This window comes from Pantoea sp. PNA 14-12, from assembly GCF_004364735.1.
GTDB lineage: Bacteria > Pseudomonadota > Gammaproteobacteria > Enterobacterales > Enterobacteriaceae > Pantoea > Pantoea stewartii.
In genome coordinates this window covers 220,351-243,154 of the sequence record NZ_SOAJ01000004.1, presented here as the reverse complement: position 1 = coordinate 243,154, position 22,804 = coordinate 220,351, and the positions used below count along the sequence as shown (strand labels likewise).

The window sequence follows — 22,804 nt, the reverse complement described above, 5'->3', positions numbered from 1 at the left end:
CAAAATAGTGCGCGGATGATAGCACAGTTGCTATCAGCATCACGCCGTGAGAGATTCTGCTGACTGCAACCACCGCTGCCAGCTGGCGTTGACCGACGCTCTTTCCTGCGCAAAGGCATCCGGTTCGACGTGTCCCGGCAGCGCCTGCAGCGCCAGATGGTGCAAGGCATCGCGCAGCGTGACATAGGCATGGGTTAACGCCGCCGCTTCGTCGTCTGCCATTTTTTGATGGTTTGCCATCAGTTCAAAGATCCGCACATTGTCCGACCAGCGCGTTAAGGCAGGCTCTGCTGCGGCATAGCGCAGTACCAGATATTGGGCAATAAACTCGATATCGGTAATGCCGCCTTCGTCGGTTTTGATCTCCCAGCGCCCTTTATGCTTATTGCTCAGATGCGCGCGCATTTTATCACGCATCTCCCTGACCTCGGTTTGCAACGCCGCCGGTTCACGGGGCAGGCAGAGAATCGCCCGGCGAATGGCGTTGAAACGTTCGCTCAGGGCGGGCTCACCGAAGACAACCCGGGCACGCACCAGCGCCTGATGTTCCCATGTCCAGGCTTCGTTACGTTGATAGTCATCAAAAGCGTCGAACGTGCTGACCAGCATGCCCGCCGCACCGGAAGGACGCAGGCGCGCATCCACTTCGTACAAAATCCCGGATGAGGTGCGGGTGCTAAACAGGTGCATGATGCGCTGGGCCAGCCGCAGATAAAACTGTCGGCCGTCAATGCTGCGTTCGCCCTGGGTCACCGCGTCCAGCGGGCAGTCGTGCAGAAAAACCAGATCAAGATCGGAGCTGTAACCCAGCTCCCATCCACCCAGCTTGCCATAGCCCAGCACGGTAAAGCCCCGCTCGTGCTCCTGCACCAGATGCGAAGGCCGACCGTAACGCTGCACCATCATATTCCAGGCCTGTTGCACCACCGATTCAATGATGGCTTCGGCCAGCCAGGTTAAGTGATCGCTCACTTTCATCACTGGCAATGTCCCTGCAATGTCGGCTGCCGCGATGCGTAACATCTGCGCCTGTTTAAACTGGCGTAACGCTTCAAGCTGTTGCTCTTCATCATCGGCGGGAATGCGCATCAGGTACTGGCGCAGTTCATCACGATAGGCATCCGTCGCGGTGGGCTGATACAGCGTGGCGGGATCGAGAAGCTCATCCAGCAGCAGCGGATAATGCGCCAGCTGGCTTGCCACCATCGGCGAGGCTGCACACAGACGGATCAGGTGCCGCAGGGCTCCGTGATATTCCGTCAGCAGCTCCAGATAGGTACTGCGCGTCAGCACGCTGAGCAGCAGCGGTGCCAGCCGGCTAAAGGTGACGGCCGCATCGCTGCGCAGACAGACTTCGCTCAGCAGGCGCGGCATCAGCTGATCCAGTGCCTGACGGCCGCGCGGACCAATGGAACGGCGGCTGATATCCTGACGAAACGCTTCCAGTGACTGATTGAGCGCCTGACAATGTTCCGCGTCCAGTTGAGGAACCAGCGGGGCCAGCTCGCTGTCTTCCAGACTGTCCTGCCAGAGCATATTAAAATCGGCCAGCTCGGGTTGATCGCCAACATCCGGCGAATCTTCACCGATCAGCTCGTCAAAGATTGCCCGCACGGCGGCCATGTGCATATCCAGTTTTGCGCTAAGTTCTGACCAGTCCTGACACTGCATCGCCCAGGCCAGTCGGGCGCGGTGCAGGGCATCTTCCGGCAGCGTTTGCGTTTGTTCATCGGCCAGGCTTTGCAGCAGGTTTTCCAGCCGCCGCAAAAACAGGTAGGCCTCGCGCAGTGCAGCAACCTGCTCCGGTGGCAGTAAGCCCAGGGATTCAATGGCGGAAAGCGTGGGCAGCAAGGCTCTGAGCTGAAGCGAGCGCTCACGTCCACCACGAATCAGTTGAAAGACCTGGACGATAAACTCCGTTTCGCGGATGCCGCCCGCCCCCAGCTTGATGTTATTTTTCAGGCCACGGCGGCGCACTTCACGTGAGATCATCGCCTTCATGTTACGTAACGACTGAATCACGCTGAAATCAATGTAGCGGCGATAGACAAACGGCCGCAGCATCTGCTGCAACTCCTGGCTCCAGCGATCCTGATCATCGCCCATCAGTCGGGCTTTCACCATGGCATAGCGTTCCCAGTCGCGCCCCTGCTCCTGGTAATAATCTTCCAGCGCGGCAAAGCTCATCACCAGCGGCCCACTGTCGCCAAAGGGCCGTAAACGCATATCCACCCGGTAAACAAACCCGTCCGCGGTGGGCTGATCGAGCACCTTGATCAGGCGCTGCCCCATACGGGTAAAAAATTGCGCATTGTCGAGTTCACGCCGACCGCCACGGGTACTGCCGTTCTCGGGCCAGACAAAAATTAAATCGATATCAGAGGAGAAATTCAGCTCGCCGCCGCCCAGTTTTCCCATGCCCAGGATCAGCAGCGGCTGAGGCTCACCCGCGGCATTACACGGCGTGCCAAACTCACGACAGCAGTCCTGATAAACCCAGTCACGCGCCGCACTGATCAGGACCTCCGCCAGTACACTCAGCTGTTGCAACGTCTGTTCTGTGCTGGCGTGATGCAGGCACTGCATCCAGGCAATGCGCACCAGCATCCGACGCCGAAACAGGCGCAGCACGCGCATCAGACTGGCTTCGCTGTCTGCCGCCGCCATGTCACCACTCAGCCACTGCGCATAGTGCCGCCACTCTTCAGGCTGAGGCGAGCGGTCAGCGATCGCCTGCCACCAGTCCGGGTTCTGCTGCAGGTTGTCGAGCACGAAATCGCTGAAGGCCAGACCGGCAAGTTGCTCTTCCGTAAGAGCAGAACCGGTAAGACCTGACTGTTCGACCGCCCGCTCGGCCTGAGTACGCAATACGGTAGGTAAGGCTGGCAACATGTTCTCTCCCTGATAGCGTGCTGTTAGATTCAGCGCGGCGAGCCGCTGGTTAACCAGAACGGCGGTTGTTTCATTGCCTGCGCGGTTAAGCCGTCTAAGCTGACGTGCTGCTTTTCGTGTATGGCGCGCTGTAGCTGCTGCCACGGGGCCAGCCAGTGCTCTACCGCGTCCGGCGAGTAAGCGCCCGCCAGCAAATGAACGGCCAGTAATTGTCGATCGAGACGCGTGGCTTTGTCCTGATATTCATTCGCCTGATGAATGGTGGCAAAGGTTTCTTTCAGATCGGCATTAATGCGGCCCAGCATGATATCGCCGAAACGCTTGAAGGAACCTTGCAGCTTGGCTTGCCCCTTATGATCAATCCACGGCGTCCATTGTGCCTCAGCCAGCCAGTGAGTAAGTGCTAACTGAGTTTCTACGGAGCGAGTAGAGAAGCAGAAGCTGTCTGCATCCACGTCTTCATTCAGCAGCGTTTCTTCCAGCGTCGTCAGCTTCTGACGCAGATCGCTACTGGCCTTACGCGGCACTAACGCACCAAAGAGCGCAAAGGCCTGGCGCAGCACGTCCAGCGCTTCACGTACTGATTCCCGCGCGCGCTTATTGCCCCGTAACCACACTTCTTCATGATATTGCCAGTGCTCCAGGCCAGCGGCCATTGCCGCCACCATGCCAGCTTCCACCGTCGCCTTCGGTCCGGCTTTCAAAAGCGGAAAAGCACGTAATTCACGTGGAAGGTTACCTTTCGCCAGCTGATAGCCGCGTGCCGCTTTGCTCAGGCTGCCCATACGCAGGTCGCCCACGGCAATCAGCTGCTGCGCAAACGCCAGCATATCGCTGCGCTCACCGCTTTTTAACTCCAGTTCGACTTCTGACAGCGCTTCCTGATGCTCACCGGCCGCGACCTCGCCTTTATCGAACGCGATTTCCACTTCGCTCTTACCTGCCGTCACCAGCCAGATTTCACGGTCAAAATGCGTGCTGAACAGCGGGTTCAGGCGCTGCTGCAAGGCCGCGATATCCGTTCCCTCTGGCCAGATGTCGGCGGGCAGACGGCTGATATCCAGCGTATGTTCCGTCAGGTCAACGTTGTATTCGCCGCGCTGATGTAAACCGCCCAGCGTACTGCCGGCCGTTTTCAGCGTCATTTCGTAACGCTGGTCCACGCCGCGAATACGTAAGCCCATGTTCCACCGACGTAACTGGTTATCGTCGGTTTCAAAATAGATATTGGTCAGCTGGCGCGCTGCCTGATGCTGATGCGGAAAAGCCGCCAGCTTCTCTGCCAGTTTCCCGGCAGCGTTGGGTTTTGCAATGAACTTAAGCTCAATCTCGATGGTCATATTTTTTTATTCACTACGTCGCTGGCACTTGAGGATATATTCCCTGCCCGTTTAAGGTTATCTTCTGCTGCATCCACTGAGCCGAAGATGCGGGTTTTCAGGCGAAGAGTAATGCACAGAAGCCTTGCTGTCTCTGGTTTCTTTCTGCTTTCGCTCGCCTTTTCGCACTGTTATGAGACCAGGATAGTTCTCATTCAGATTTATGCGAAGCCTCTACAGACTGTGCCGGTAAATTATCTTTATTTTTAAACAAAACGAAATCGAATGAAAAAAATCACACTTGCTGGAATCACTTTGCTGGCCCTCAGCGCCCTTACACCTGCTCATGCCGATCAAAAACGCTATGTTTCTGACGAATTATCCACCTGGGTTCGCAGCGGCCCCGGCGACCAGTTTCGCCTGCTCGGTAAGCTGAACGCGGGTGAACAGGTCGAACTGCTACAAACCAATGACGCCACCAAATATGGCCAGGTGCGCGATGCGGAAGGCCGCACCGTCTGGATTCCCCTGTCGCAGTTGAGTGAAAATCCCAGCCTGCGCACCCGGGTGCCTCAGTTAGAACAACAGGTTAAAGACCTGACGGCTAAGTTAGCGAACATTGACAACAGCTGGAACCAGCGCACGGCCGAGATGCAGAATAAAGTGGCCAGCAGCGACAGCGTCATCAATGGGCTGAAAGAGCAAAATCAGAAGCTGAAGAACGAACTGATCGTGGCCCAGAAGAAGGTCAATGCCGCTAACGTTCAGCTGGATGACAAACAGCGCACGATCATCATGCAGTGGTTTATGTACGGTGGCGGCGTGCTCGGCGTGGGCCTGCTGCTGGGTCTGTTGCTGCCGCATATGGTGCCGCGTCGTAAGAAAAACGATCGCTGGATGAACTAACCTTTTCCACCGCTCGCTGCAAAAGGGGATCGCAAGATGCCCCTTTTGGCCTGTCTGCAATATGTCGAATTTGTGTAACAATAAGGGTTGTGCCCGTCTGAATTCAGGTGCAGGACGCCCGCAGACGCGCAGGTCGCTTATTTATCTCTGGAGTGGTGCGTGAAGACGTTTCTTGTTGGCGGTGCGGTACGTGATGCGTTGTTGAAATTGCCGGTTAAAGACAAAGACTGGGTGGTCGTGGGCGCAACGCCAGAAAGCATGCTGGAACAGGGCTATCATCAGGTGGGCCGCGATTTTCCGGTGTTTCTGCATCCTGACAGCCGCGAAGAATATGCACTGGCGCGCACCGAACGCAAAAACGGCAAAGGCTATACCGGTTTTACCACCTGGTCGGCCCCGGACGTCACGCTGGAGCAGGATTTACAACGCCGCGATCTGACGATCAACGCCATCGCCCGCGATGAAAACGGCACGCTCTATGATCCCTACCAGGGGCAACAGGATATTGCTGACCGACTGCTGCGCCACGTTTCAGAAGCCTTTAGTGAAGATCCGCTGCGCGTGCTGCGCGTGGCGCGGTTTGCTGCGCGCTTTGCCCACCTTAACTTTCGCATTGCCGATGAAACCCAGGCGCTGATGCGGCAAATGGTGGAGAGCGGCGAGCTGGCCGATCTTACCGCTGAGCGCGTGTGGAAAGAGACCGAAAAAGCGCTGTCCTCGCATAATCCTCAGGTCTATTTTCAGGTGCTGCGTGACTGCGGTGCCCTGAAGGTGCTGTTCCCGGAAATCGATAACCTTTATGGCATCCCCGCCCCCGCCAGATGGCATCCTGAAATTGACACGGGCGTGCATACGCTGATGGCATTGACGCTGTCCGCCGCCTTAAGTGAGGCCATTGATGTACGTTTTGCCACGCTGTTTCACGATGTAGGCAAAGCGTTAACGCCCGTTGAAAAGTGGCCCAGCCATCGCGGTCATGGCCCCGCCGGTGTGCCGCTGGTTGCCGCACTCTGTGAGCGTTTGCGCGTGCCGAATGCCATTCGCGATTTAGCCCTGCTGGTAACCGAATTCCACGACACGATGCACACTATTGAGCAGTTGCCTTCTGAGGCGATTGTGGCGTTATTTGACCGTCTCGACGCATGGCGTAAGCCTGAACGCGTGCATCAACTGGCGCTGTGTAGCGAAGCCGATGCCCGTGGGCGCGGTGGGCTCGCCAGCATGCCGTATCCACAGGGTAACTATCTGCGACGCGCATTTGCGCGGGCGCAGGCCGTGTCATCGAAAGCGGTGGTTGAGGCGGGCTTTAAAGGGAGTGCGGTGCGGGAAGAGCTGACGCGGCGCCGCATCGACGCCGTTGCCGAAGGCAGAGGTTAACGCGGCCAGTGGCCTGGCCGCGTTGGGTTTACGTGAACAGCATGTAAACCGCAGCCGCTACGATAAAGCGGTAGACCGCAAACGATACGAAAGAGATGCGTTTGATCAGCTCCAGGAACACTTTGATCGCAATCATCGCGACGACAAAGGCAGTGATAAAACCCACTGCAAACATCGGGAAGTCGGCCATGCTCAGGAAGCCCAGGCTCTTGTACAGATCCAGCCCGGTCGCCCCCATCATCATCGGTACGGCGAGGATAAAGGAGAACTCGGACGCCGCATAGCGACTCACGCCCATCAGCATTCCGCCTGAAATCGTGGCACCTGAACGCGAGAAGCCCGGCCACAGCGCCAGACACTGGAAGCAGCCGATCATAAACGCCTGACGATAGGTAATGTCATCCACGCCAACGGATTTTGGCTGTTTTGGCTTCAGGAATTCCGCCGCTAACAGCAGCAAACCGCCGACCACCAGCGCATACATAACATTTATCGGATTAAACAGCGTTTTAATTTGATCGTGTAAGACCAGCCCTATCACGACAGCAGGAATCATGCCCAGCAGGATATGAATCAGCGTTAAGCGACCGGTTCCTGTCCCTTCGTGTTTGACTTCGCCAAAGTGAATGCCGATCAGGCCAAACAAACGCCGCCAAAACATCACGACTACCGCCAGAATGGAGCCTAGCTGAATCACGACTTCAAAGGTTTCGGCTTTGTCACCCTCAAAGCCAAGCAAATGCCCCACTATAATCATGTGCCCGGTGGAAGAGACCGGTAAAAACTCGGTCAGCCCTTCTACCACGCCCAGGATTGCAGCTACCCACAGCTGATGAATATCTGCCATCAATGTATTTCCTCTGTCCGTTTTAAAACCATGAAAAAGGCGCTAGCAGTCGCGCTATCGCCTTGAATCTTATCTGTCCAGCCTGAATATAACATTAAGCTCGCTTGCCATTGAGTTTGTTATAACGAAACGGCACCTGCTGAGACAGACCATAATTTGGTTTGGTTTCATTGTGATGGCAATCACATCATCACTATTTAGGAATAGTCCCGCGCTCAATTCGCACGCCAACCTGCGCGGCCTGCGCTACAGCGCCCGGTTTTGCTACCTTTATACGCACACCGGGCGAATTGAAACGGTTCATCAACAGATCCGCAATTTCTTCGGCAACGCGTTCGACCAGTGCAAAACGTCCGCCCGTCAGATGTGTCAGGATCGCCTCAGAGACGTCGGCGTAGCTCAGACAATCCTTAACATCGTCACTGGCGGCCGCCTGGCGGTTATCCCACGCCATTTCGATATCGATCACCAGCTTCTGCTGAATCCCCTGCTCCCAGTCGTAAACGCCAATTGTAGTGAAGACGGTGAGTTGTTCTATAAAGACGATATCCATGACGGTGCTCTCTGTTTTTGGCCAGGCCGGATACCACTTCCGGCAGATTGTGCGTATTATCCATAGTTGACGTGATCAAAACGACCCCAAAGGAAACGGGACGGTGTTATGAGTGCTTTCGCGCTTGGTATGATTATTTTCGCGTATCTGTGTGGGTCCATCTCCAGTGCGATTCTGGTATGCAAACTCGCCGGGCTACCCGATCCCCGCACCCACGGTTCAGGCAACCCGGGTGCCACCAATGTGCTGCGCCTTGGCGGCAAAGCGGCGGCAGCAACGGTGCTGGTATTCGATATTCTGAAAGGTATGGTGCCTGTCTGGCTGGCGTACCTGCTTCACGTGCCCCCGCTCTACCTGGGCTTAACCGCCATTGCCGCCTGTCTGGGCCATATTTATCCGGTGTTTTTCCGCTTCAGAGGCGGGAAAGGCGTGGCGACCGCGTTTGGTGCTATCGCGCCTATCGGCTGGGATCTGACCGGGCTGATGACCGGCACCTGGCTCTTGACCGTGCTGCTCAGCGGTTACTCATCGCTTGGGGCGATTGTCAGCGCCCTGATTGCGCCGTTCTATGTCTGGTGGTTTAAACCGCAGTTTACGTTCCCGGTTTCCATGCTCTCCTGCCTGATTTTGCTGCGACATCATGACAACATCCAACGTCTGTGGCGTCGTCAGGAAAATAAAATCTGGAAGCGCAAAAAGAAACAGTAAGCGTAAAAAAAGCCGGTTGACCGGCTTTTTTCTGTCAGATGGCAGGCAGTTCGGCCAGCGGCCAGCGCGGCCTGACGCTTACGCCCAGCTCTCCCCGCGTACCGCCTTTCAGACGCACCATGCCCGCGTAGGCAATCATGGCACCGTTATCGGTGCAAAATTCAGGACGGGCATAAAATACCTCACCACCGCGCTTCTGCATCATGACCGCCATTTGCTCGCGCAGCGTACGGTTGGCACTTACGCCGCCCGCAATCACCAGCCGCTTAAAACCGGTTTCATCCAGGGCGCGTTTGCATTTGATGGCCAACGTATCCACCACCGCATCTTCAAACGCACGGGCGATGTCGGCACGGGTTTGCGCGTCATCGTCATGGCCACGAATGGTATTCGCCGCAAAGGTCTTCAGGCCCGAGAAACTGAAATCCAGCCCCGGACGATCGGTCATCGGACGCGGGAACGTGAAGCGTCCAGCCGTGCCCTGCTGCGCCATTTTCGACAGCATGGGACCGCCGGGATAATCCAGCCCCAGCAATTTGGCGGTTTTATCGAAGGCTTCGCCTGCGGCATCGTCAATTGACTCGCCCAGCAGTACATATTCACCAATGCCGGTAACGCTGATCAGCTGCGTGTGGCCGCCAGAAACCAGCAAGGCCACAAACGGGAAGGCGGGTGGATTGTCTTCCAGCATCGGCGCCAGCAGATGGCCTTCCATATGATGCACGGGCACCGCAGGCACCTTCCACGCAAAGGCCAGCGCGCGCCCAATCGTCGCGCCCACCAGCAACGCGCCGACCAGGCCCGGCCCCGCCGTATAGGCCACCGCATCAATCTGCTGCGGCGCTAAATCCGCCTGTTTCAGCGCCGCCTGAATCAGGGGCACCGTTTTACGTACGTGATCGCGCGAAGCCAGTTCCGGTACCACGCCGCCGTAATCGGCATGCAGTTTTACCTGGCTGTAGAGCTGGTTCGCGACTAAGCCAGCCTCGTCATCATAGATTGCGATGCCGGTTTCATCGCACGATGTTTCAATACCCAGAATTCGCATTGCTTCACCTCATTCTTGCGGCGCGCAGTTTAGCATAGCCACTGTGCAAAAAGAGGACTCAATCCACGCAAAAAGTCATTTTCTGCTGCCTAAAGAGTGCGCTATACTCCCGCCCCTGGAAAAAACCGGCAGCCGCACAGGCATACGCTCCTGTTGGTTCTTAATTATCCATGGTGCTTTACAAGCCGACGCGAGTTGGAGTAAAATGCTGCACCATTTTGAAATGTGCTGGCGCCGCAGTCAGCAGAAAAACCGAATTTTATTGAGGTGAGAGTTACATGCCGGTAATTAAAGTACGTGAAAACGAGCCGTTCGACGTAGCACTGCGTCGCTTTAAGCGTTCTTGCGAGAAAGCAGGCGTTCTGGCTGAAGTTCGTCGTCGTGAGTTTTATGAAAAACCAACGACCGAGCGTAAGCGCGCTAAAGCATCTGCAGTTAAGCGTCATGCCAAAAAACTGGCTCGCGAAAACGCACGCCGCACTCGTCTGTACTAATATCCCGGAGGTTCGCCTCCACAGCGTGATAAACGCAGACCGAGTCAAGTAAAAGGCCGTGCTTTCCGAAAGGAAGCGCGGCTTGTTGTCGTTTATGAGCTGAAAAAACGGGGCTTATGGCAGGACGAATTCCACGCGTATTTATCAATGACTTACTTGCCCGCACGGACATCGTGGAGTTGATCGATGCTCGCGTAAAGCTAAAAAAGCAGGGAAAGAATTATCATGCGTGCTGTCCTTTTCATAATGAGAAAACCCCCTCTTTTACCGTAAATGGCGAAAAACAGTTTTATCACTGTTTTGGTTGTGGTGCGCACGGTAATGCCATCGACTTTCTGATGAACTACGATCGTCTGGAGTTTGTTGAAAGTATCGAAGAGTTAGCCACTTCTCACGGGTTAGATGTCCCTTACGAAGCGGGTAACGGGCCCAGCCCGATGGAACGCCATCAGCGCCAGAGCCTGTACCAACTGATGGACAACCTTAACGGTTTTTATCAGCAGAGTTTGCAGCAATCCAGTGCCCAGTCAGCGCGCGATTATCTTCAACATCGCGGCCTGAGCGCCGATATCATTAATCATTTCGCGATAGGTTATGCCCCCGCCGGTTGGGACAATGTTCTCAAACGCTTTGGTAAGCAGCCGGAAGATCGCGAGTCATTAATGGAAGCGGGCATGCTGGTCAGTAATGACAAAGGCCGGGTTTACGATCGCTTTCGCGAGCGTGTGATGTTTCCCATCCGCGATAAGCGAGGCCGCGTTATCGGCTTTGGCGGCCGCGTGCTGGGTAATGATACGCCGAAGTATCTTAACTCGCCCGAAACGCCTGTTTTTCATAAAGGTCGTCAGCTGTATGGCCTGTATGAAGCCTTAAAAAATCATCCTGAACCGAAACGCCTGTTAGTGGTGGAAGGCTATATGGATGTCGTTGCCCTGGCGCAATACGGCGTGGACTACGCGGTTGCCTCACTGGGTACATCGACCACGGCTGAACATATTCAGTTGCTGTTTCGCAGTACGGATAACGTGATTTGCTGTTACGACGGCGATCGCGCCGGACGTGAAGCCGCCTGGCGAGCGCTTGAAACCGCATTGCCTTACATGAATGACGGTCGTCAACTACGCTTTATGTTTTTACCTGACGGCGAAGACCCGGATACGTTGGTTCGCAAAGAAGGTAAAGCCGCATTCGAAGCGAGGATGGAGCAGGCTATGCCGCTCTCTTCGTTTTTGTTCGACAGCCTGTTGCCGCAGGTCGATTTAAGCTCTCGTGACGGCAAAGCGCGTTTAAGTACACTGGCATTGCCACTGATCACGCAGATTCCTGGTGAAACGTTACGCATTTATCTGCGTCAGGAACTGGGCAACAAACTCGGTATTCTGGATGATGCGCAGCTTGAAAAGCTGATGCCTAAACAGGCACAGGGCGCAAGCGCACCGGTTGCTCCGCCGCTGAAACGCACCACAATGCGCGTTCTGGTGGCGTTGCTGATTCAGAATCCACAACTGGCAAGTCTGGTCCCTGCACTGGATGGGCTGGCCGAGTCAAAAATAGCCGGTTTACCGCTATTTATTGAATTAGTGAAGCGCTGTAACGAGAATCCTGGATTGACCACCGGTCAGCTACTAGAGTTATATCGCGGAACAAATTTTAGCCAAACGCTTGAAACACTGGCCGTGTGGAACCACATGATAGTGGATGAAGAGAGCGAAGCGGTGTTCCAGGATTCCCTGGCCAGTATTTATGACGCGGCTCTGGAAGAACGACTGGAGTTCCTGATTGCGCGAGAACGCACCCATGGACTCAGCACCGATGAACGTCGCGAGCTCTGGACACTGAGCCAGGCCTTCGCGAAAAAGTAACAGGTTACCCTACCTGCTGCTGCCCGTAACCGGAGCGGCAGGTTTAGTTATTCAGGGCGAAGCAGGTTTTGTCGCTGAAAGCGCGCAGTCACCGGAGCGTACTGATGTACGTGAGGATGACGAGCACTGTCAGAGGCAAAAATGACGAGTAAGCCAGGCCCGACATAAAATTTGCGGCTTAAGTGCCGATTACTAATGGGCAAAGCCCAGGCCGCGACGAAGGCAGCGGCGAGAACGAAATGCCTTCAATGTTATTGTTGGCTCGCTGCCGACCGACACCAATCTAATTAACAGAAGTGTGGATACCGTCTTATGGAGCAAAACCCGCAGTCACAGCTCAAGCTTCTTGTCACCCGTGGTAAGGAGCAAGGCTATCTGACCTATGCTGAGGTCAATGACCATCTGCCGGAAGATATCGTCGACTCCGATCAGATCGAAGACATCATCCAGATGATTAACGACATGGGCATCCAGGTGGTTGAAGAAGCCCCGGACGCCGACGATCTGATGCTGAATGAAAACAGCTCCGATACTGACGAAGATGCCGCGGAAGCTGCCGCTCAGGTATTATCCAGCGTTGAATCTGAAATTGGCCGCACCACCGACCCGGTTCGCATGTACATGCGTGAAATGGGTACCGTTGAACTGCTGACCCGCGAAGGCGAAATCGACATCGCGAAGCGTATTGAAGACGGTATCAACCAGGTTCAGTGTTCCGTTGCTGAATATCCGGAAGCCATTACCTACCTGCTGGATCAGTACGATCGTGTTGAAGCCGGTGAGTCGCGTCTGTCAGACCTTATCACTGGCTTTGTCGATCCTAACGCAGAAGAAGACCTGGCACCGACCGCTACCCACGTCGGTTCTGAGTTGTCCGAAGAAGATCGTAATGACGACGACGATGACGACGAAGAGAGCGACGACGACAGCTCTGACGACGATAACTCTATCGACCCGGAACTGGCGCGCGAGAAGTTCTCTGACCTGCGTACGCAATACGAAACGACGCGCGATGTGATCAAGAGCAAAGGACGCAGCCATGCGGCCTCTGTCGCTGAGATCCAGAACCTGTCTGACGTCTTCAAACAGTTCCGCCTGGTACCGAAGCAGTTCGACTACCTGGTGAACAACATGCGCGAAATGATGGAACGTGTCCGTACCCAGGAGCGTTTGATCATGAAGCTGTGTATTGAAGTGTGCAAAATGCCGAAGAAAAACTTCATTACGCTGTTCACCGGTAACGAGACCAACGAGAGCTGGTTCAAAGCCGCACTGGCGATGAACAAGCCATGGTCTGAAAAACTGCTGGACGTGCAGGATGACGTGATGCGTTCGCTGCAGAAGCTGGCACAGATTGAAGAAGAAACCGGCCTGACCATCGAGCAGGTGAAAGACATCAACCGTCGGATGTCGATCGGTGAAGCGAAAGCCCGCCGCGCGAAGAAAGAGATGGTTGAAGCTAACCTGCGTCTGGTGATTTCAATCGCCAAGAAATACACCAACCGTGGTCTGCAGTTCCTGGATCTGATTCAGGAAGGTAACATCGGTCTGATGAAAGCGGTTGATAAGTTTGAATACCGTCGCGGCTACAAGTTCTCGACCTACGCCACATGGTGGATTCGTCAGGCGATTACCCGTTCTATCGCTGACCAGGCGCGTACCATCCGTATTCCGGTGCATATGATTGAGACCATCAACAAACTCAACCGTATTTCGCGCCAGATGCTGCAGGAGATGGGCCGTGAGCCGACGCCAGAAGAACTGGCTGAGCGTATGCTGATGCCAGAAGATAAGATCCGCAAGGTGCTGAAGATTGCCAAAGAGCCTATCTCTATGGAGACGCCGATTGGTGATGATGAAGATTCACATCTGGGTGATTTTATCGAAGACACCACGCTGGAGCTGCCGCTGGACTCTGCGACCTCTGAGAGCCTGCGTTCTGCGACCCACGACGTGCTGGCTGGCCTGACCGCGCGTGAAGCCAAAGTGCTGCGCATGCGTTTCGGTATCGATATGAACACCGACCACACGTTAGAAGAAGTGGGCAAACAGTTTGACGTTACCCGTGAGCGTATTCGTCAGATTGAAGCGAAAGCCCTGCGTAAACTGCGCCACCCGAGCCGCTCGGAAGTGCTGCGTAGCTTCCTCGACGATTAAGCCTGTTAAAACCCCGGTTCGCCGGGGTTTTTTATGCCTGCTGCCCTGCCCTTTTCCAAACCGCCAACATTAATGCCGCAGCTGTAACGCCTCGTACATCTGGCGATATAGCGCCACCATCTCTTCCAGTGAGGCCCGGTTTAATCCGCTGGGATTCGGCAACACCCACACCTGGGTTTTCCCCATGTAGATCGGCTGCTCGCCCCATTGCACTTTGCTCTGACGAAACGCGCGTTTAAAGGCATCTTTGCCCAGGATAGCCAGCGCGGCAGGCTGATAGCATAGAACCTTGTCCATCAGCCGCTGACCGCCATCACGTAGCTCATCACTGGCCAGTTCATTTGCCTGGATGGTCGGGCGCTCGACCAGCATCGTAATACCACAGCCGGTCTCCAGTAAGCGCTGCTCCTCTTCCGGCTTCAGTTGCTGCACCGTAAACCCTGCCAGGTGAATCACCTTCCAGAAGCGATTGCCGGGATGGGCAAAATGATAGCCGGTGTGCGCGGTCGACTGACCGGGATTAATGCCGCAGAAGAGGACGTTCAGGTCCGGTGCAATGATATCGGTGATGTTGTGTTCGCTCATGGGGCCTCCTGGCTTTGCGCTGCGTCCTGGCCGCTCACGCAAAGAATCCGTATTCGTCATAATCTTGCCAGTGGTTAACGCTTATTTGCGGAGCAATGTCGTGATCGCGGCTGTCTTTCCTACTGTTAAGCCCAATAAGACAATCGCGCTTCATCGCGCATGTGACGATGCTGCGTATCAGCGTAGCGTTTTTGGCGGTTTTATCATAGTTATCAGCAAGTAAAACATTGCTGCTTATTTCAGCAACCAGCCGAACAACGCTGGATTGCCCCGAACAGATACTTTATAATCCCCGCTCCATTGGCCCCTTAGCTCAGTGGTTAGAGCAGGCGACTCATAATCGCTTGGTCGCTGGTTCAAACCCAGCAGGGGCCACCAGATTTAGTCATGAAAATCATGCAGTTAAGCCACCTATCAAGGGTGGCTTTTTTGTTGGCTGCAGTCTCGATGGCAGCAAAATGGCAGCAGACTTTTTTTTTGCATATTTCAATGTCCATCAACTTTTCTCTTGCGAGGGGCAAAAAAAACCCGCTAAGCGGGCATTTTTTACATCCATAAGACTTGCTGAGAACCTCGATCAGGGTGGGGCGGGACGCTAGCCACTTTTCCTGGTGTCATGATTATGTCAGTCACAGTTTCATGTGATTTAAAGGTACAACTGCAGTTAATGTTCTGGCACTGGTTATAACGCTCTTTAGTATTTTTAGATACCTGAAAGCTACTTCTCGTGTGTGCGGCATTACCACACATAGGACAATTCATCATCGCTTAAGCCCCATCGCATTTTTAATCAATTATACACAAACATTTGTTTTGAGATACATCTCATTCCATTTGCAATGAATCAGTTTTCACTTCCAGCTCTATGCTGGTCGTGTAGCCGCTGTCGGCGCTCAGGCTGTGCGTCAGCGTGGTAATGATCCATTCGCCGTCATCAATCTGCTTTTTAAACCCCGTCACCTTTACCGGCATTTCGGTATAAAGCTCAGCACGCCCGCGCGCCAGCTGGATCGAGAAGGTTGCTACGCCACGCTGCAGCCGTTCCCACTGCATTTTTGCTGCCCGCTCTGCGTTTGAACGGTTGGCATAGGTGCGGCTCAGCACCAGTACGTTTTCGTCGGTGCCGACGAGATAATCACCCTGTTTCGCTTCCGGCTCTTTTTTCTTCGCCGTGGTTTTGCGGCGTCGCTTTACCTTTATTTCCGGCTTTTTCGCTGGCTCGCGCGTATGCAGCCAGCTGGCTATCACGCCGGTGTAAGCGTCACGGTCAGCCAAGGTAAAGCGGTGATTGTCGCCATCGCGGCGCTGAATGGTGATGACCGGCAGCGCCCTGCCGCTGGCGTTTTTGCCCTGCCCCTGCCGGATAAACAGTAGCTTGCCGTCCTTGACGCAGGCCAGCGCACCGCACTGGCGGGCCACGCGCATCAGAAAACTGGCGTCGGATTCGTTGGTCTGGTCGATGTGGTCGATTGCCATTTTCTCAACGTCTGCGCCCAGCGCTAAATCCAGCTTGTGCCTTTCCGCAATGGCTTTCGCAATTTCGCCTGCCGTGGTTTTGTGCCACGATTTTTCGCGCTTGGTGTTCAGGGTCTGGCGGAAATCGGCGCTGCGGGCGCGAAGCGTCAGCCTGTCGGGCATGCCGCTGTGCTCAATCTCATCAACCGTGTAACTGCCCTTGACGATAAGCGGTTCACCCTCCCAGCCCAGCGCCAGCTTTAAAACAACGCCCCGGCGCGGCAGCTGCAGCAGGCCGTCCGCGTCGTCCAGCTCAATATCAAGCTGGTCGGCCTCAAAGCCCCGGTTATCGGTCAGCGTCAGGCTGATGAGCCGCTTTTGTATGGTCTGCGTGACGTCTGCGCCTGCCATCGTGAGGCGAAACGTCGGGGCGCTGGCCGCCCCTTTTACCCAGCTTTCTGCCTGCATCATCAGAAAAGCCCTCCCGCTACTGCAGTGACTTTGCCAGCCACGCCTGCCGCCGAGCTTTTCATGGCGTCAAGCTGGCCGCTCAGGCTGCCGAACATCTCGCCCAGCGATTCATCGGCGCGCTTAAGCGTGAGCGTGAACTCAATCCGCCTGCACGCGCCGTTACTGAAAAACTCGGCCTTTGTCTGGCTCAGGCTCTCAATCACGAACATGCCGTAAATGGTGCCGCTGCCCTCAATCAGTGGCCACGCGCGCCCCAGCTCCGCGATTTGCTCCAGCGCATACAGCGATAATCTGCCGCCGGTCAGCTCCGGCAGCAGCACGCCGGAAAGCGTCAGCGTGTCGGTGTCCGGCCCGGCAAACTGCAGCGACGGGCGAAAGCCCACGCGGCTGTTGGACGGAAACCGCCAGCTGCGCTGCAGTTGCAGCTCCTGATAAGGCACCGTTTCCAGCATGAAAACGAACAGCCCCAGCGTCATCATCATTCGTCTAATCCCCCCTGATCACGGTAAGAACTCCGCGCGCGGGCTTTCGCCCGGCGCTCTCTTGCATCCAGCTGCCGCATCACCTCTGCCACCACGTCCTGCGCGCTCTGGCCTGGCTGCTGATGAATGGTAATGGGCGCGTGAATGGTGACAGGCGCGGCGTTCAGGGCGCTTTGCTGTGCTCCGTTGTTCTGCGCGTGGCTACCGGCGGGCAGACTCATCGGGTGCAGCGGGCGCGCAGCCGCAGGTGCGGCGGCCATACCCATCGCCAGCGCCGCCGAGGCGGCCAGTGCGGCAGTACGGCGGCGGCTGGTAATGTGCGCCGGGCCGTTGACCAGCTCCGGCCCGTTCTCGCCCGCGATGCCATACTGACCAGAAGGAATATAGCCGCCGTTATCAAACAGCCCGGCAAAACCGGTCGCCGTTTTGGCACTCCCGGCGACAGCGGCGGGCCGGTCTGACGCTCCGGCGTCTGGCCTCATGAAATCAGGCAGAAGGCTGAAAACCCTTAACGGACGCGGCGGGACCACCGGGCTGTCGGGGTGTGTACCGCCACTGGTCGCGGCAGGGACCGCAGACTTGTCGCCGGACGGTTTCATGAAGTCCGGCAGCAGGTCTGTCATGGATGACAGCCTGGCCTTAAGCGCTTCCCATTTGGCCGTGATGCCGTCGAGCATGGCGCTGATCATGTTGCTGCCCGCTTCTTTGAACCGCTCCGGCAGCGTGCTGGCCGAGTTAACCAGTTCATCCCACTTTTGCGACACGGCTATCTTAATGCTTTGCCATGCCCCGGCGATGCCGTCGCGTATCGCATCCCAACCTTTGCCGATGATTCCCTGCAGCGCGCCATCCGCGAACAGGAATTTAACCCACATCCACGCACCAGCTATTTTGCCTTTGATGGCCTCCCATGCCGCCGACGTGTTATCTGTCACCTGCTTCCACAGTGCCGCAAACTTCGGCCCGAAGGTGTCCCAGTTACGCCAGATGTAAACTGCACCCATTGCGATCAGGCCAATAACGGCCAGAATCGGGTTGGCAAACATCAGGCGGCCCAGCCACAGGATACCGCTGCCGACAATACGCAATGCCTTACCGATCATCCCGAAAGCGCCCACGCCCTTAAAGCCCAGCGTTGCCATACTCAGCCTGATAACCGCCATCGGCCCGACAATGGCAGCAAAGCCGATGGCTAACGTTCCCAGCCCGATGACGATGGCAGACACCGCCGCGCCGACTTTCACCAGTGCGCCAGCCAGCGCCTTGTTTTTCTCGATCCACTGCGCCGCCATGCCGGTGACTTTTTTAATCGCCCCCATGATGTCCATCAGCGGCTGGCGCAGCGTGTCGCCCAGGCCGCTCATGGTGTTGGCTACGCCTGTTCTGGTCAGCATCCACTGTGCGGAAAGGGAATCTTTGTTGATGTCAGATTCTTTCTGCATCGAGCCTTTGGCCGCATCACCCTGCGTCAGGGCCAGCTGTCGGCGCAGCTCCGGCAGGTTGTTGGCGAGTTTCGCCGCATCCTTGCCGAACTCCTTGCCGAATATCATCGTTAGTGCAGACAGACGTTTGTTTTCCGGCAGCTTTTTGACCTTCTCCAGCACGCTGATGATGGTCCCCATCGCGTCCGTGGTCATCTGCTTTTCAATCTTTTTGGGGTCCAGCTTAAGCAGCGTCATGCCTTCCTGAAAGCGCTTGCCCTGCATGGTGGCAATCGACAGCTCGCGCACCATCGCGTTGGCCGAACTCGCCGCAATCTCAGAGGTGGCACCGAGTGAAAGGAAGGTTGAACCCAGCGCCGCCGCCTTGCGAAAGTCCAGCCGGTCGGCGTTGCCGCCCATGCGCTGCAGCACGTCGATAATGTCTGCGCCTTTCGACATGGCGTTATCGTCTAAATAGTTCAGCGCATCGCCCAGCTGCTCAATGTTGCGGGTCGGTATCTTGTACAGCTGGCTGATTTTACCCAGCCCCTCGGCCAGCTGGTCGGCGGGCAGCTCAAACGCCGTGGACGCCTTGGCCGCCGTGGTGGCAAAGGCCAGTAAATCGCGCTTCTGGTCGGCGTAAGAATCATTCTGGTTGGTGACACCCATGCGCGCGCCGCCCTCAACCAGCGCGGCATAGTCAACCGCGCCGTGCTCCATCGGCAGTTGCTCACTGGCGGCCTTGATGGCGGCCTGCATGTCGTAAAACTGCGCGGTGCGGTTGCCCTTGTCATCGCGCAGGCCGTTGACCTGCTTAGCCACGCCCTTCATGGCGTCTTCCATATCCGCCGAGGCTTTAATTGCTGCCGCAAACGGCACGCCCATTGCCATGCCCGCCGCCGTGGCTGTCGCCCCGGCTCCGGCCACCTTATCGCGGGCCTCCAGCGTTTTGCCGTAGCGCTCACGCACGGCGCGCAATTTAGCCTGGCGCTCGCCCAGCTTTTTCAGCTCACGCTGCTGCTGCTCAATCGCCTCCGTTGCGGCGCTGGCGTCAGTTTTCAGGCGACGCTGTGCCGCGCTCAGCTGCTTTGTATCAATACCGGCGGCGGTCAGCGCGCCGCGCTGCTGCTGCACCGAGCGCAGCAGGCCGTTGTAGCTCTGCTGCAGGTCATTAACACGGTTTTTTGCCTGCTCAAGTAAACGGGACTGCTGTGCCGTGGGGCGGTTGGTGGCGGCAAACTGCGTCGCCAGTGCGGCGGCCTCCTGCCGGGCCGAGGCAAGATTGCGCTCCGTGATGGCAAGCTGCTGGCGTGTTTTGCGAAAGCCGTCAATGCGCCCGGCCTGATCGTTCAGACTTTTCAGGCTGTCTTTGCTGGCTTTGAGGGCGGCGGACAACTCCCTGGAGCCGTCGCGCGCGTTTCGAAACGGGCGGGTAAGTTTATCCACCGCGCTTAATACCACCTGCAGGCGCAGGTTTCTGTCACTCATCGTCACCGGCTCCGTTACGCAGGATCGCTTTGTGCCGCCACATCAGCACGTCCGCCAGCGATTCCGCGAACATGACCGGCGGCGGCCAGTGAAACACGGTGGCGATGTCTGCCACCAGATCGTCAACGGTCAGCTCTGCGGGAAAGCCGACAGCGCCGACTTCGGCAACAAAAAAGTGACCACCTCCACCGACAGCGCCAGTAAATCGGCGGGGTCCATTTCGTTGACCTCCTGCACGGTCAGCGCAGGCGTTGACACGCGCGGCAGCACGGCCATCACGGCGTTGACGTCCATTTCCATCAGCGCCTGCAGGCGCACGCCGCGCAGTGCGCCGGACTGCGGCTTGCGCAGGACAATCTCTTTAATCTCGGTTTTGCCGCGTTTGATTGGGGCGTCGAGGGTGACGGTTTTTTCGTTTTTGATGTCGCTCATGTTCTTAATCCACCGAATAAAATTGATAAAAGCAGCAGGCCAGCGCCTGCCGCCGTGATTACAGGCCCAGTGCGCTTCGGTGCGCTTCCATCATGTCTTTGCCGTCCACGATGTGAACCATATTGACCAGATCCACCTCATAGAGCACTTCGCCGTTAATGGTCAGCTTGGCGTAGCTGTTGGTCGCGGAAACCTTTGTCGTGTTGGCATCGCCGGTTTTCCACTCGCCGGAATCCAGCTCCTTGTAACGGCCACGGGTGACCAGCTCCACCGCCTGCACCTCGCCGGTGTCGTCGCGCTGGATGGAGCCGGTAAAGCGCAGCTGCACCGCGTCCACGGTTTCCGCGCCCAGCTGCTTAAACAGCAGCGCCTCGGTGCCGCCGACGGTAAATTCCGTGTCCAGCGCGCCATCATCCAGGCCCATATCAATATCAACCGCACCGGCCATGCCGCCGCCGCGATACTTCTCAAACTTGCGGGTCAGCTTTGGCAGCGTCAGGGACTCAACCAGCCCCTGCCAGTTGTTGCCTGCGTTGAACAGGTTCAGGTGTTTTAGCTTACGGGGTAAGGCCATGTGTTCAGCTCCTTATGCTTTAACGCTGGCGGCGAAGTTGACCAGGTACTGGTCAGTAATGCGCTGGCACAGCATCAGGTTTTCCAGCGGCGGCACCGGCGTGTAGTCATAATCAATAATGAGTTGCCCGGCCTTTAGCGTGTCTTTGGTGTTCACGGTGTCATCCAGCCAGCAGTCTGCGCCGATGAGATAGCCCTGATTCACCATGCTGCGCAGCTTGGCGCGGATACTTTCGATAATGTCGCGGGCAAGCGACGGATTCAGCGCGCCGTCAACGGACCACAGCTGCGCCTCGGCCATCGTGTCGGCCAGCACCTGCGCCGTGCGGGTGTAGCACTCAAAGGCAAACAGCGGATCATCGCTCAGGCAGCGCGAACCCCAGAAGCGGAAACCGTCCTTGCGGATAAGCGTGGTGACGTCGTTCTGGTTCAGCAGACCCGCATCGGTTGCCGGATCCTGTAAATCCCAGAACACGTCTTTTGAAATGCCGGTGATGCCGTTCACGCCGACGTTAGACAGGGACCTGTGCCAGCCGGTCGCCTCGTCAATTTTGGCGCGCAGTCCGAGCGCGCGGGCGGTGGCATACGCCGTCGCGTCAGCGTTCAGTACGGTGTCAAAGCTGATGAAATCAGGCCAGATGAGCATCCCTTCGCGCTGGCTGAAATTAGCGCGGTAGGCGATGACTTCTGAAACCGTTTTGCAGCCGTAAGCGGAGATATACGCAAACGCGCGCAGGGTCTGCGCGACGCTCAGCAGCTCAGTTGCCACCGCCTTTGTGTCATGCCCCGGCACGCCGAGAATGCGCGGTTTGACGCCGCAGACGTTCTGCGCGGCCAGTAGTGCTTTCATGCCGGTGCGCATCCCGTCTGCGGTCTCGCCGCCGATGATGTTGGATGTGGTTTCCGCCTCGGTTTCGCCCTGCGCGACGCGCACAACGACGACGAGCGGTTTTGCCTGGTCGGCGATGGCGTCCAGTGAAGCGGCCAGCGTACCGGTTTTACCGGCCTTGCCGATGGCAGTTGTGACGTCGGTGAGTAAAACCGGGCGGTTGAGCGGAAACGCTGTCGCGTCGGCGTCGTCGGCGGTACAGACCATGCCGATGATGGCCGTGCTGACGGTGGTAATGGTTCGGGTGCCTTCGTTGACTTCAATAACGCGCACGCCGTGATGATAATCCTGTGCCATAGAGCAGATCCTCTGTTAAGGGGTTCCGCTATGGTGAAAGGGATGGCGCGCGGGCGCACCCTGCGGCCATTGTCTGGCAGATGACACAAAGGAAAAAGGCCCGCAGCGGGCCTTTTATCATACGGGGGTGTCGGGCCAGCTGATGTCCGGCGCATCAGCCGGGCTGATACGGTTTATCAGTACGCGATATTTTTTCCAGGCGGTCAGCTGCACCTTTTCCGCCTCCTGTGCCATATCCAGATCAACGGCATCCTGTAACGGGGCAATGGCCGCCGTGGCGGCGGTAAGCAAAGCCTGTCTGCGGCTTGCGGCAGCCGCGGCCAGCTGGTCCCGCGTCGGTTCCGGCAAATCCACCCACGCAGGAGCACCACCGGTGCCGGGTGCGCGGTACTTGCCCTCCGGTGCGGCGCCCATAAACTCAGCCGCCACCGCGCCGGATACCTCTGCACAGTCAGCAGGCCAGCCGCCCTGGCTTTCATACGCTGCTCTCATCGACTGCGGGTAAAAGCAGTTCGTTGACGCGCTGTAGAAATACGTTTCGCTCATAG

21 protein-coding genes and 1 tRNA gene are annotated in these 22,804 nt (G+C 56.7%); 7 read left to right on the top strand and 15 right to left on the bottom strand.

Annotated features, from left to right (window positions below):
- Nucleotides 1-39: 39 nt before the first annotated feature.
- Together glnE and C7434_RS15095 are read right to left on the bottom strand one after the other, a co-directional pair.
- On the bottom strand, nucleotides 40-2,892 hold the full coding sequence (glnE, locus tag C7434_RS15100; protein ID WP_133745618.1) for a bifunctional [glutamate--ammonia ligase]-adenylyl-L-tyrosine phosphorylase/[glutamate--ammonia-ligase] adenylyltransferase: 2,853 nt from the start codon (nucleotides 2,890-2,892) through the stop codon (nucleotides 40-42).
- 29 nt (nucleotides 2,893-2,921) lie between these two features.
- A complete protein-coding gene (locus C7434_RS15095) occupies nucleotides 2,922-4,232 on the bottom strand; it encodes an inorganic triphosphatase (RefSeq protein WP_133745617.1) in 1,311 nt (436 codons plus the stop codon).
- A gap of 264 nt (nucleotides 4,233-4,496) precedes the next feature.
- On the opposite strand from C7434_RS15095, the gene C7434_RS15090 reads away from it, so the two are divergent.
- Together C7434_RS15090 and C7434_RS15085 are read left to right on the top strand one after the other, a co-directional pair.
- Nucleotides 4,497-5,117: a TIGR04211 family SH3 domain-containing protein gene (locus C7434_RS15090; protein WP_006118202.1), complete on the top strand. Its 621-nt coding sequence runs from the start codon at nucleotides 4,497-4,499 to the stop codon at nucleotides 5,115-5,117.
- Nucleotides 5,118-5,276: 159 nt separating this feature from the next.
- On the top strand, nucleotides 5,277-6,494 hold the full coding sequence (locus C7434_RS15085) for a multifunctional CCA addition/repair protein (RefSeq protein WP_133745616.1): 1,218 nt from the start codon (nucleotides 5,277-5,279) through the stop codon (nucleotides 6,492-6,494).
- Nucleotides 6,495-6,522: 28 nt separating this feature from the next.
- Here C7434_RS15085 and bacA read toward each other — a convergent pair whose 3' ends face one another.
- Both bacA and folB read right to left on the bottom strand, forming a co-directional pair.
- Nucleotides 6,523-7,341, bottom strand: coding sequence for an undecaprenyl-diphosphate phosphatase (gene bacA / locus C7434_RS15080; RefSeq protein WP_054633121.1), 819 nt, complete (start codon nucleotides 7,339-7,341; stop codon nucleotides 6,523-6,525).
- Between the two features lie 193 nt (nucleotides 7,342-7,534).
- Nucleotides 7,535-7,894: a bifunctional dihydroneopterin aldolase/7,8-dihydroneopterin epimerase gene (gene folB / locus C7434_RS15075; protein WP_006118205.1), complete on the bottom strand. Its 360-nt coding sequence runs from the start codon at nucleotides 7,892-7,894 to the stop codon at nucleotides 7,535-7,537.
- A gap of 108 nt (nucleotides 7,895-8,002) precedes the next feature.
- Between folB and plsY the strand changes: the two genes are divergently transcribed.
- Entirely contained in the window at nucleotides 8,003-8,602 is a 600-nt protein-coding gene (gene plsY, locus C7434_RS15070) for a glycerol-3-phosphate 1-O-acyltransferase PlsY (protein WP_039342115.1), read from the top strand.
- 34 nt (nucleotides 8,603-8,636) lie between these two features.
- On the opposite strand, the gene tsaD is transcribed toward plsY, so the two are convergent.
- A complete protein-coding gene (tsaD, locus tag C7434_RS15065; protein ID WP_006118207.1) occupies nucleotides 8,637-9,650 on the bottom strand; it encodes a tRNA (adenosine(37)-N6)-threonylcarbamoyltransferase complex transferase subunit TsaD in 1,014 nt (337 codons plus the stop codon).
- A 278-nt stretch (nucleotides 9,651-9,928) separates the two neighbouring features.
- Between tsaD and rpsU the strand changes: the two genes are divergently transcribed.
- From rpsU to rpoD, 3 genes are all read left to right on the top strand, one after another.
- Nucleotides 9,929-10,144, top strand: coding sequence for a 30S ribosomal protein S21 (gene rpsU, locus C7434_RS15060; RefSeq protein ID WP_001144069.1), 216 nt, complete (start codon nucleotides 9,929-9,931; stop codon nucleotides 10,142-10,144).
- 116 nt (nucleotides 10,145-10,260) lie between these two features.
- Nucleotides 10,261-12,006: a DNA primase gene (dnaG, locus tag C7434_RS15055; RefSeq protein WP_033739835.1), complete on the top strand. Its 1,746-nt coding sequence runs from the start codon at nucleotides 10,261-10,263 to the stop codon at nucleotides 12,004-12,006.
- 312 nt (nucleotides 12,007-12,318) lie between these two features.
- The gene (gene rpoD / locus C7434_RS15050) at nucleotides 12,319-14,163 is read left to right on the top strand and encodes an RNA polymerase sigma factor RpoD (RefSeq protein WP_028723590.1); all 1,845 of its coding nucleotides are present in this window, start codon (nucleotides 12,319-12,321) and stop codon (nucleotides 14,161-14,163) included.
- Between the two features lie 69 nt (nucleotides 14,164-14,232).
- Here rpoD and mug read toward each other — a convergent pair whose 3' ends face one another.
- Entirely contained in the window at nucleotides 14,233-14,748 is a 516-nt protein-coding gene (gene mug / locus C7434_RS15045; RefSeq protein ID WP_033739838.1) for a G/U mismatch-specific DNA glycosylase, read from the bottom strand.
- Between the two features lie 302 nt (nucleotides 14,749-15,050).
- Here mug and C7434_RS15040 point away from each other — a divergent pair.
- A tRNA-Ile gene (locus tag C7434_RS15040) sits at nucleotides 15,051-15,126 on the top strand.
- A gap of 168 nt (nucleotides 15,127-15,294) precedes the next feature.
- On the opposite strand, the gene C7434_RS15035 is transcribed toward C7434_RS15040, so the two are convergent.
- The 9 genes from C7434_RS15035 to C7434_RS14995 all read right to left on the bottom strand — a co-directional run bounded on the left by C7434_RS15035 (nucleotide 15,295) and on the right by C7434_RS14995 (nucleotide 22,802).
- Nucleotides 15,295-15,513, bottom strand: coding sequence for an ogr/Delta-like zinc finger family protein (locus C7434_RS15035; protein WP_014605020.1), 219 nt, complete (start codon nucleotides 15,511-15,513; stop codon nucleotides 15,295-15,297).
- A 60-nt stretch (nucleotides 15,514-15,573) separates the two neighbouring features.
- A complete protein-coding gene (locus C7434_RS15030) occupies nucleotides 15,574-16,674 on the bottom strand; it encodes a phage late control D family protein (protein WP_133745615.1) in 1,101 nt (366 codons plus the stop codon).
- On the bottom strand, nucleotides 16,674-17,156 hold the full coding sequence (locus C7434_RS15025; protein WP_133745614.1) for a phage tail protein: 483 nt from the start codon (nucleotides 17,154-17,156) through the stop codon (nucleotides 16,674-16,676). Before C7434_RS15025 ends, C7434_RS15030 begins: the two co-directional genes overlap by 1 nt.
- Nucleotides 17,153-20,065, bottom strand: a complete 2,913-nt coding sequence (locus C7434_RS15020) for a phage tail tape measure protein (protein WP_133745613.1) — start codon at nucleotides 20,063-20,065, stop codon at nucleotides 17,153-17,155. Before C7434_RS15020 ends, C7434_RS15025 begins: the two co-directional genes overlap by 4 nt.
- Nucleotides 20,058-20,180, bottom strand: coding sequence for a GpE family phage tail protein (locus C7434_RS15015; protein ID WP_013027006.1), 123 nt, complete (start codon nucleotides 20,178-20,180; stop codon nucleotides 20,058-20,060). Before C7434_RS15015 ends, C7434_RS15020 begins: the two co-directional genes overlap by 8 nt.
- Nucleotides 20,181-20,194: 14 nt before the next feature.
- Entirely contained in the window at nucleotides 20,195-20,497 is a 303-nt protein-coding gene (locus C7434_RS15010; protein WP_133745612.1) for a phage tail assembly protein, read from the bottom strand.
- A 58-nt stretch (nucleotides 20,498-20,555) separates the two neighbouring features.
- Entirely contained in the window at nucleotides 20,556-21,071 is a 516-nt protein-coding gene (locus C7434_RS15005; RefSeq protein WP_014605015.1) for a phage major tail tube protein, read from the bottom strand.
- A gap of 12 nt (nucleotides 21,072-21,083) precedes the next feature.
- Nucleotides 21,084-22,256 carry a phage tail sheath protein gene (locus C7434_RS15000; protein WP_133745611.1) on the bottom strand — a complete coding sequence of 391 codons (1,173 nt, stop codon included), beginning with the start codon at nucleotides 22,254-22,256 and terminating at the stop codon, nucleotides 21,084-21,086.
- Nucleotides 22,257-22,373: 117 nt separating this feature from the next.
- Nucleotides 22,374-22,802 (bottom strand): tail fiber assembly protein, encoded by a 429-nt coding sequence (locus C7434_RS14995; RefSeq protein WP_133745610.1) that lies wholly within the window; start codon nucleotides 22,800-22,802, stop codon nucleotides 22,374-22,376.
- Between the last annotated feature and the right edge of the window lie 2 nt (nucleotides 22,803-22,804).

Excerpts from the sequence above, each read along its gene's own strand:
- glnE (WP_133745618.1), bottom strand. The coding sequence starts at position 2,892 with ATGTTGCCAGCCTTACCTACCGTATTGCGTACTCAGGCCGAGCGGGCG.
- C7434_RS15095 (WP_133745617.1), bottom strand. The coding sequence starts at position 4,232 with ATGACCATCGAGATTGAGCTTAAGTTCATTGCAAAACCCAACGCTGCC.
- C7434_RS15090 (WP_006118202.1), top strand. The coding sequence starts at position 4,497 with ATGAAAAAAATCACACTTGCTGGAATCACTTTGCTGGCCCTCAGCGCC.
- bacA (WP_054633121.1), bottom strand. The coding sequence starts at position 7,341 with ATGGCAGATATTCATCAGCTGTGGGTAGCTGCAATCCTGGGCGTGGTA.
- folB (WP_006118205.1), bottom strand. The coding sequence starts at position 7,894 with ATGGATATCGTCTTTATAGAACAACTCACCGTCTTCACTACAATTGGC.
- plsY (WP_039342115.1), top strand. The coding sequence starts at position 8,003 with ATGAGTGCTTTCGCGCTTGGTATGATTATTTTCGCGTATCTGTGTGGG.
- tsaD (WP_006118207.1), bottom strand. The coding sequence starts at position 9,650 with ATGCGAATTCTGGGTATTGAAACATCGTGCGATGAAACCGGCATCGCA.
- rpsU (WP_001144069.1), top strand. The coding sequence starts at position 9,929 with ATGCCGGTAATTAAAGTACGTGAAAACGAGCCGTTCGACGTAGCACTG.
- dnaG (WP_033739835.1), top strand. The coding sequence starts at position 10,261 with ATGGCAGGACGAATTCCACGCGTATTTATCAATGACTTACTTGCCCGC.
- rpoD (WP_028723590.1), top strand. The coding sequence starts at position 12,319 with ATGGAGCAAAACCCGCAGTCACAGCTCAAGCTTCTTGTCACCCGTGGT.
- mug (WP_033739838.1), bottom strand. The coding sequence starts at position 14,748 with ATGAGCGAACACAACATCACCGATATCATTGCACCGGACCTGAACGTC.
- C7434_RS15035 (WP_014605020.1), bottom strand. The coding sequence starts at position 15,513 with ATGATGAATTGTCCTATGTGTGGTAATGCCGCACACACGAGAAGTAGC.
- C7434_RS15030 (WP_133745615.1), bottom strand. The coding sequence starts at position 16,674 with ATGATGCAGGCAGAAAGCTGGGTAAAAGGGGCGGCCAGCGCCCCGACG.
- C7434_RS15025 (WP_133745614.1), bottom strand. The coding sequence starts at position 17,156 with ATGATGATGACGCTGGGGCTGTTCGTTTTCATGCTGGAAACGGTGCCT.
- C7434_RS15020 (WP_133745613.1), bottom strand. The coding sequence starts at position 20,065 with ATGAGTGACAGAAACCTGCGCCTGCAGGTGGTATTAAGCGCGGTGGAT.
- C7434_RS15010 (WP_133745612.1), bottom strand. The coding sequence starts at position 20,497 with ATGAGCGACATCAAAAACGAAAAAACCGTCACCCTCGACGCCCCAATC.
- C7434_RS15005 (WP_014605015.1), bottom strand. The coding sequence starts at position 21,071 with ATGGCCTTACCCCGTAAGCTAAAACACCTGAACCTGTTCAACGCAGGC.
- C7434_RS15000 (WP_133745611.1), bottom strand. The coding sequence starts at position 22,256 with ATGGCACAGGATTATCATCACGGCGTGCGCGTTATTGAAGTCAACGAA.
- C7434_RS14995 (WP_133745610.1), bottom strand. The coding sequence starts at position 22,802 with ATGAGCGAAACGTATTTCTACAGCGCGTCAACGAACTGCTTTTACCCG.